Here is a 7,514-nt window from a genome sequence, read left to right as displayed (position 1 = left end):
AACCCCAACAGGCCAGATTATAGGCAAAGTAATATTATCTAACATACAGACTCAAACTAAGAGTTAACTGAGGGAGTATAGTTGTAGACACTGCCAGAGCAATGATCTTTCCTTGCTGCTTACTACCTTGGTGTGACAGTATACTCCAATTTATCGTTAATATACCCATAGTTTTACAAATGAGACAGGTGTAGGGAGATGGGGAGAAGAGACAAGGTAGACAAGGAGACAAGGAAGACAAGGAGGACAGGTAGAGTGTTTTACCTAATGACTATTGACTAATGACTATTGACTATTGACTAATAACTAAACACAATGACTAGGAATGGTATTGGTATTCGCACAGCGCAAGTGCGTTCGGAACGGCTGACGGGTCAAATACACGTATATGATGGTCTAGGTAAGGGTAAATCCCAAGCTGCTTTAGGTGTTGTTTTACGCTCAATAGGTTTGGGGATCAATACACCGAGTAATTCTAATCGCGTCTTACTACTGCGGTTTTTGAAAGGGCCGGAACGGGATTATGATGAAGACGGCGCGATCGCAGCTTTACAACGCGGTTTTCCCCATCTAATTGATCAAGTCCGCACAGGAAGGGCAGAATTTTTTGGTGTCGATGAAATCACAGCCTTTGATCGCGCTGAAGCGGCACGGGGTTGGGATGTCGCCAAAGGCGCGATCGCCTCTGGGTTATATTCCGTCGTCGTCTTAGATGAACTGAACCCCGTCCTCGATTTGGGTTTACTCTCCGTCGATGAAGTAGTGCGGACAATCAAATCAAAACCCCAGGAATTAGAAATTATCGCCACTGGACGCGGTGCGCCGCAACAATTATTAGATATTGCGGATTTGCACTCAGAAATGAAACCCCAGCACCATCCCACAGCCACAGAATTACTCATGCAAGGGATTGAAATTTATACAGGTGCAGGCAAGGGTAAATCTACAAGTGCTTTAGGTAAAGCCTTACAAGCCATAGGTAGAGGCATTAATCACCCAGGCTCAACCCGTGTATTAATTATGCAGTGGCTTAAAGGTGGTAGCGGCTATACAGAAGACGCAGCGATCGCCGCACTGCGACAATCTTATCCCGAAGTTGTAGATCATCAACGCTGTGGTCGAGACGCGATTGTTTGGCGTAATTCTCGCCAAGAACTAGACTATGTAGAAGCTGAAAGAGGTTGGGAGATTGCGAAAACTGCGATCGCCTCTGGACTCTATAAAACCATTATCCTCGACGAACTCAACCCCACCGTCGATTTAGAACTGCTTCCCGTAGAACCAATCGTGCAAGCACTACTACGCAAACCCCGCGACACCGAAATCATTATTACCGGTCGCTGTCAAAATCACCCCGCCTACTTTGACTTAGCCAGCATTCACTCAGAAGTTTATTGTCACAAACACTATGCTAACCAAGGCGTAGAACTTAAACGCGGAGTAGATTTTTAATTAGTCAACAGTCAACAGTCATTAACTTATAGACTATTGACTATGGACTATTGACTATGGACTATTGACCGATGGAAAACCAAAACTTGCTCGATTTGGTGACAGGAGGACTAGCGATCGCTATCCTGGGAGGTGGAATGTTAATGATGTTCACAACCATCTTCACCACTAAAAATAGATAATTCCCGTAGAGACTCTACATGAAAACAGTGAACAGTTATCAGTCACCAGTTATCAGTTACTTGATCACTGTTCACTCCTAAAACGTCTCTACACCCTAAATTTCCCAATCCCCAGTCCCCAATCCCCAGTCCCCAATCCCCAATCCCCAAAATCGCTAAAAAACCTTAAAATAAGGGTTTGGCTGAGGTGCGTTATGAAAATAGCAATTACTGGTGCAACAGGATTTGTCGGTAGTCATTTGGTAGAAAGACTCCACAAGCAAGGTCATCAAATACTGATATTAACGAGAAACACTACTTCTGCTCAAAGAGTGTTTCCCCCAGAAGTTTTTAAGAATGTAGAGATTGTTGCTTACACACCCACTATATCCGGTGCTTGGCAAGATAGCATTGCTGGTTGTGATGGGGTAGTCAACTTAGCCGGCGAACCCATAGCCGAAAAACGTTGGACAGAACAAGAAAAGCAAGAAATCCTCAAGAGTCGTCAAGTTGGGACACAAAAAATCGTCGAAGCCATAACCAAAGCTAACCCTAAACCTAGTGTGTTAATTAACGCCTCTGCTATTGGTTACTACGGTACGAGTGAAACTGCTGCTTTCGATGAAAATAGCGCATCTGGGACAGATTTTCTTGCTCAAGTTTGCCAAGCCTGGGAAACAGAAGCACGAAAAGTTAAAGAAACTGGTGTCAGGTTGGTAATTTTGCGCCTTGGGATTGTCTTGGGATTTGGTGGTGCTTTAGCAAAAATGCTGACTCCCTTTAAACTTTTTGCAGGCGGGCCGATTGGTAGCGGTAAACAATGGTTTTCCTGGATTCATGTAGATGATTTAGTCAATTTAATTGTGCAAGCCTTGACAAAACCAGAAATGGAAGGCGTATATAATGCTACTGCGCCCAAACCTGTACGTATGAATGATTTAAGTCAAACTTTAGGTCAAGTGATGAATCGTCCCTCTTGGCTACCCGTTCCTGGTTTTGCTTTAGAAGCATTGTTAGGAGATGGTGCGATCGTCGTGTTAGAAGGACAACAAGTATTACCAAAAAGGACTTTAGAATCTGGTTTTGAGTATCAATACACCAACCTACAACCAGCACTCAAGGATATTGTGAAGTAGAGTCAATAGTCAATAGTCAATAGTCAATAGTCAATAGTCAATAGTCAATAGTCAATAGTCAATAGTCAATAGTGTAAATGCGCTGAATTTCAAGGCAATTTTCCCTTAAATCCGGAAAGTATGTAATGAGCAATTAGAGTAGTAGTTAGCACAGATGAAAAATTGGAAGCTGAGTTAAAAAAGACTCTCACCCTAAGCCAATTTTTCATGGATTAAAAATTAAAAAGATATTTAACTAATGACTAATGACTAATGACTAATGACTAATGACTAATGACTAATGACTAATGACTATTGACTATTGACTATTGACTATTGACTAGAACTAAACTTTTTCGACACCCAACTAATTAAGCCACTTAGTAGCGCGCCACCCATCAAAATACCGATGGCTGGGTTAAATACAGGTTGCCAAAGTTGATGCCATAAATCTAAACCTAGATTAACTCCGCTTGCGTCACCCATAACTGCGATCGCAAACCAAGCAAACCCAAACAACACCAAAAACACATCCGCAACTAAAATCAAGTTGAGCCAATTTAACAGTTTTTCTTTCATAAGCAAGTAGAGACTAGAAAAATAAGTAAAAAGTAAAAAGGTAAAAGGTAAAAGTAAAAAGAAAAGATTGTTTATTTTTACCTTTTACCTTTTGCCTTTTCAAAGTTTATTCGCCTAAAATCCAGGCTTTAACTTTTGCTAAACTTTGCCAATCGGGTTTTCTGCTGAACCCATCTTCAATACTCTTTTGAATTTCCTCGCGCCATTCTGTATTCACCAGCATCAATTGATTAGCAATATCAATGTGTTGTCTAACACCTTTCTGGTTAGTTTCCAGCATAGCCAAAGCCAGATTAACTCTTGCTTGAGGATCTTGAGGATTTAATTTAACTGCTTTTTGGGCAGCTTTGAGTGCAGAACTGGGTTTATCTTCGAGGAGATATAACCACGCCAGACAAATCCAAGCAGCACTAGCTTTAGGAGAGCGATCGCATACCTCTTTAAACACGGGGATTAAATCAGCCGCCGCTTCTCCAGCTTTATAACGTTCTAAACCTGTGTCAAACAGGGATTCTACTGTTTGAGTCATATAAAATTAATCAATGGGCAATCAATAGCTAATCATAATCATAAGTCAAGAGTCTACAGTCAAAATTCTGCCAAATTAGACTGTGAGACTATAGACTATGGGCTATCGACTACACACCAAATGATTTACCACAACCACAGGTTTGGTTAGCATTGGGATTGGTGAATTGAAAACCACCGCCAATCATGGCATCGCTATAATCAAGCATTAAGCCATAAAGATACAACAAGCTTTTTTTGTCGCAAACTATCTTAAAGCCGTCGTAATCAAAAACATCGTCATGTTCAGTAATCTTACTTTCTTGTTCAAAGTCCATCATATAAGACATTCCAGAGCAGCCTCCTTGCCGGACTCCCACTCGCAAGCATAAGTCCTGGCCTTGCTTTTCCTGGAGGGACTTGACTTGGCGTAGAGCTGCTTCACTCAACTGTATGCCACGCTGTTGAGATTGAGTTGCTTGTGTCATCCGCTTTTCCGACTCCTTAAAAATTTGGATTGTCTAGCAATTTTTGTATATATTCTAGCGAGAATGGTGCCGCAAATTGCCAATTGTAAACACTCCGTTAAAAGCAGCCAAAGGTTTTTATTCTAGAATTGAGAGACTCGGTGTGTTTAGAGATTCGGTATTTTTTTAGAGATACATCCATCCCTGTGACAACTTGAGTCCCTAACACCTTCAGGCCAAGCCAAGAAACAGTGATTCGTGGCTAGCCATTCCCTAAAGGTTACTTAATATATTGCTTCTTTTGGTTAACTCACTCTATGACAAGTTTTAATCGCTCTACCAGTCGTCGGTTGAAGAAATTAACCCAAATTCCTTCTGTATGGGAGGGCGATCGCCGTCCGTTGTCATCACCTACTCCACACCCCCAGTCTGAAGGTAAGGGAGAATGTATTCTTTGGGTAGATGGTTCACAAGGTATGGTGAGGGGGATGGATGTCATCTCTCCTGAAACTGGCCCGGAAGCAATAGTTCGCACCTTAATGCGAGCAATGGAACATCCCCACAGTCCCGCCAAACCCGCTAGACCACAAAGAATCTTGGTTAAAGACCGCGAAATTCAGTTTTATTTACGTGGTGTACTGCAAGATTTAGATATCGCTATTGATTACGCACCAGAACTACCTTTAATTGATGAACTATTTCGCGGATTTGCAGAAATTATCGATAATCAAGTCCCCGATTTACCGCCACAATACGCCCAAGCCTTACACGAAAAAGCATTTGCCATTTGGCAAGCAGCTCCTTGGGAGTTTTTGGAAGAACAACAAATATTATCTATTGAAATTAACAAGTGGGATATCGGAACACTCTACGCCTCAGTAATGGGGATGTTGGGGATGGAGTATGGCATTTTATTTTATCGCTCCGAAGAGTCTCTAAAACGATTTCGCGCCGCAGTCTTACAGGATGATGATTCTCAAGGACACTTAGAAGAAGCTTTTCTCAAGCAAGATTGCTTATTTCTCACCTTTGAGCGTGAGGATGATACCGAAGAAGAAGACGAATTTGATGATTTAGCTGACTTAGCTTTATCGGAAATTGACCCTACCTTCGGGACAATTCACCCCCTAGAAGGCTTACGGTCTGTTTTATATGAGGAAGAAGCAGTCGGTATATTTTTAGCTTTAGAGAGTCTTTCTCGGTTTATTCGTGACCATCGACATCAACTTCATGCAGACGATTTCCCCAGTCTGAGTCATCGCTATCGTATTTCTTTACCGGAAGCGCGGGAAGGAACTAAATTAGTTCCCGTTACCATTTCGACAATGCCACAACTCGCCACCGAATTAGAGGAAATGGCAGAGTTATCTATGTCAGAGGAAGATGAAGAGGATCTCGATTCATCTCTGTTTCGTTCCTTGCGAGATGACTTAATCCCAGAAGATTCTTTTCTCAGCTTGGGAGTAATTTCTTGGGAAATGTTAGAGTTTCTCAGAAAAGGTGTAACTTATCACCAAGCTGGAGAAATTAAAGCCGTGGGGGATGGACTACCCGTCATTTTAATCCAAACCTCCCGCCCGAAGGCGAAAACTGTCATAGAAACTATCGAAGCGACTGGCGGACTCAAAGCTATTTGCTTTAATCCTGGATCTGATCCTTTTGATGGCGATCGCTATGATTTAGGCTTATTACAAACCCATAACGGTGAATTGTTTCTGTTTGGGGAATTTCTAGATGCAGACCCCATCCATGTGGAAGCGCGGAAAAAATGGAATCAACGATGTAAGAATACCAAAGGCTATTGCGGGTTAATTATTGCCAAAGGTTTAACGGGTGCTTCCCGTGGTAATCCCCAATTGCGAGATATGATGGCTTTATTTGAAGCGCGATCGCTCTCACCCAAAGATTTAGGTATTGGCACTCTCCAACTCATGCCTCAATTTCAACTGGAATAGGTAACTAAGTCAGGAATTGCTCACAAACTGAAGTTTTACCTCACGGTGTTGATATTTTCCCCCGCTTCCATAGCGTGGACGCAGCACCGACGAAACTCTGCACTACCGCTAACAGCACTTTCAAGCTAGGACTAATACCAATTCACTAAGGACATAGTTTGGTTTTTCAATTTTCTACTTAGGTGGGTGAAAATTTACCTAGCTATGTCACAGTATATAAAATTGACGTAACCCTTGCGATCGCTATCATGAGAGTAGTTATTGTTTGTCTACATTTCACTTCGTTTCACTCTCAATGACATAACGTCCATCAGTTCAGTCATTCTCAGTTAATTGCTCAACATCCTCTAAGGATTAAACCTTATGGTATTTGGTGGAGAAATTGCTTTTTTGAGATGGTTGGGAACTCCCAGAGAATCAATTATTTAATCAGTCAGAACAAATTTGGATACAGCCTCCGCACCATCCAGGAAGCAAGCTACAGACTTCTCTACAGTTCACCAAAGCGGATTATATATTTTTGAATTAGAAGTCCCTTATAGGAGAAAACAATCTGCTTCTGTACCCGTCATCAACTTGAGTTTAAAGACAAACCCAGTTTGAGGAGAAACTGGGCAGTTTTTATTTTAGGGACTTCCTGAAAATAGCCTATTCAATGAATCAGAGCCAATATGATCATTGTGTTCTTCCTTCCCTATTTCCCCTGCTTCCCCTGCTTACCAAAGCGATTGTATATTTTTTTAGTTGCATAAATGTGGGATTAACTGAGGCTTGTGTGCAAAGCAGAAGATTGATTCTTTGCGGCTTTGCGCCTACCGCAAGCGGAACGCCTGGCGGCGAATGCGCGAAACATAAATCATCCCATTAATCAGAAACACCATTTTTTTTAGTTGGAAGTCCCTTAGTCTTCTCTTACCACTCCTGTTTAAGTTAGGAAGTAAGCTTTGACTACAGAGCCAATGCTGTGATGTCTACCTTTCGCCCTCTTCATCATTGACTGCTCTATTCATGTAACTACTTATTTGGTTTATTAAAATTTTATAAATTCGCTATTTAGTCGTGATTTATTGCAATTACCTGGGTAAATTAATAAAGTGAAAATGTATCGTGTGTTGATACCTGAATATTGTTACCTATTTTTCACTAGTATTTCAGCAAGTTCAATAAACAGTGACATCATACCTATTTCTATTGATTAGATTGATTGGTGTTTGTCAATAATATTAATCAAAAATTTAGGTAAAATTATCAGAATTTCATGGAGTTTTTATAAAGCAT

General features: G+C 41.3%; 6 protein-coding genes. 3 read left to right on the top strand and 3 right to left on the bottom strand.

The features are described from left to right. Positions 1–315: 315 nt before the first annotated feature. Complete coding sequence (locus CV014_RS29330) at positions 316–1,452, top strand: cob(I)yrinic acid a,c-diamide adenosyltransferase (RefSeq protein WP_236145227.1); 1,137 nt, start codon at positions 316–318, stop codon at positions 1,450–1,452. A 376-nt stretch (positions 1,453–1,828) separates the two neighbouring features. Next, entirely contained in the window at positions 1,829–2,749 is a 921-nt protein-coding gene (gene thyD / locus CV014_RS29325; RefSeq protein ID WP_236145226.1) for a thylakoid membrane protein ThyD, read from the top strand. 312 nt (positions 2,750–3,061) lie between these two features. Here thyD and CV014_RS29320 read toward each other — a convergent pair whose 3' ends face one another. The 3 genes from CV014_RS29320 to CV014_RS29310 form a co-directional block, all read right to left on the bottom strand. Then, positions 3,062–3,307, bottom strand: coding sequence for a hypothetical protein (locus CV014_RS29320; protein WP_103139655.1), 246 nt, complete (start codon positions 3,305–3,307; stop codon positions 3,062–3,064). A 106-nt stretch (positions 3,308–3,413) separates the two neighbouring features. Further along, complete coding sequence (locus tag CV014_RS29315) at positions 3,414–3,836, bottom strand: tetratricopeptide repeat protein (protein ID WP_236145225.1); 423 nt, start codon at positions 3,834–3,836, stop codon at positions 3,414–3,416. Between the two features lie 109 nt (positions 3,837–3,945). Beyond that, positions 3,946–4,302: a HesB/IscA family protein gene (locus CV014_RS29310; RefSeq protein ID WP_236145224.1), complete on the bottom strand. Its 357-nt coding sequence runs from the start codon at positions 4,300–4,302 to the stop codon at positions 3,946–3,948. Positions 4,303–4,598: 296 nt separating this feature from the next. On the opposite strand from CV014_RS29310, the gene CV014_RS29305 reads away from it, so the two are divergent. After that, positions 4,599–6,236, top strand: a complete 1,638-nt coding sequence (locus CV014_RS29305; RefSeq protein ID WP_236145223.1) for a DUF6930 domain-containing protein — start codon at positions 4,599–4,601, stop codon at positions 6,234–6,236. Positions 6,237–7,514 lie beyond the last annotated feature (1,278 nt).

It is taken from the genome of Nostoc sp. CMAA1605 (assembly GCF_021596505.1).
Lineage (GTDB): Bacteria > Cyanobacteriota > Cyanobacteriia > Cyanobacteriales > Nostocaceae > Trichormus.
Note: the sequence above shows the minus strand (reverse complement) of the source record. Positions and strands in the feature narration are given on the sequence as shown.

Bases quoted from the DNA above. Each gene is read 5' to 3' on its own strand.
- CV014_RS29305 (WP_236145223.1), top strand. From the start codon at position 4,599: ATGACAAGTTTTAATCGCTCTACCAGTCGTCGGTTGAAGAAATTAACC.
- CV014_RS29315 (WP_236145225.1), bottom strand. From the start codon at position 3,836: ATGACTCAAACAGTAGAATCCCTGTTTGACACAGGTTTAGAACGTTAT.
- CV014_RS29330 (WP_236145227.1), top strand. From the start codon at position 316: ATGACTAGGAATGGTATTGGTATTCGCACAGCGCAAGTGCGTTCGGAA.
- thyD (WP_236145226.1), top strand. From the start codon at position 1,829: ATGAAAATAGCAATTACTGGTGCAACAGGATTTGTCGGTAGTCATTTG.
- CV014_RS29310 (WP_236145224.1), bottom strand. From the start codon at position 4,302: ATGACACAAGCAACTCAATCTCAACAGCGTGGCATACAGTTGAGTGAA.
- CV014_RS29320 (WP_103139655.1), bottom strand. From the start codon at position 3,307: ATGAAAGAAAAACTGTTAAATTGGCTCAACTTGATTTTAGTTGCGGAT.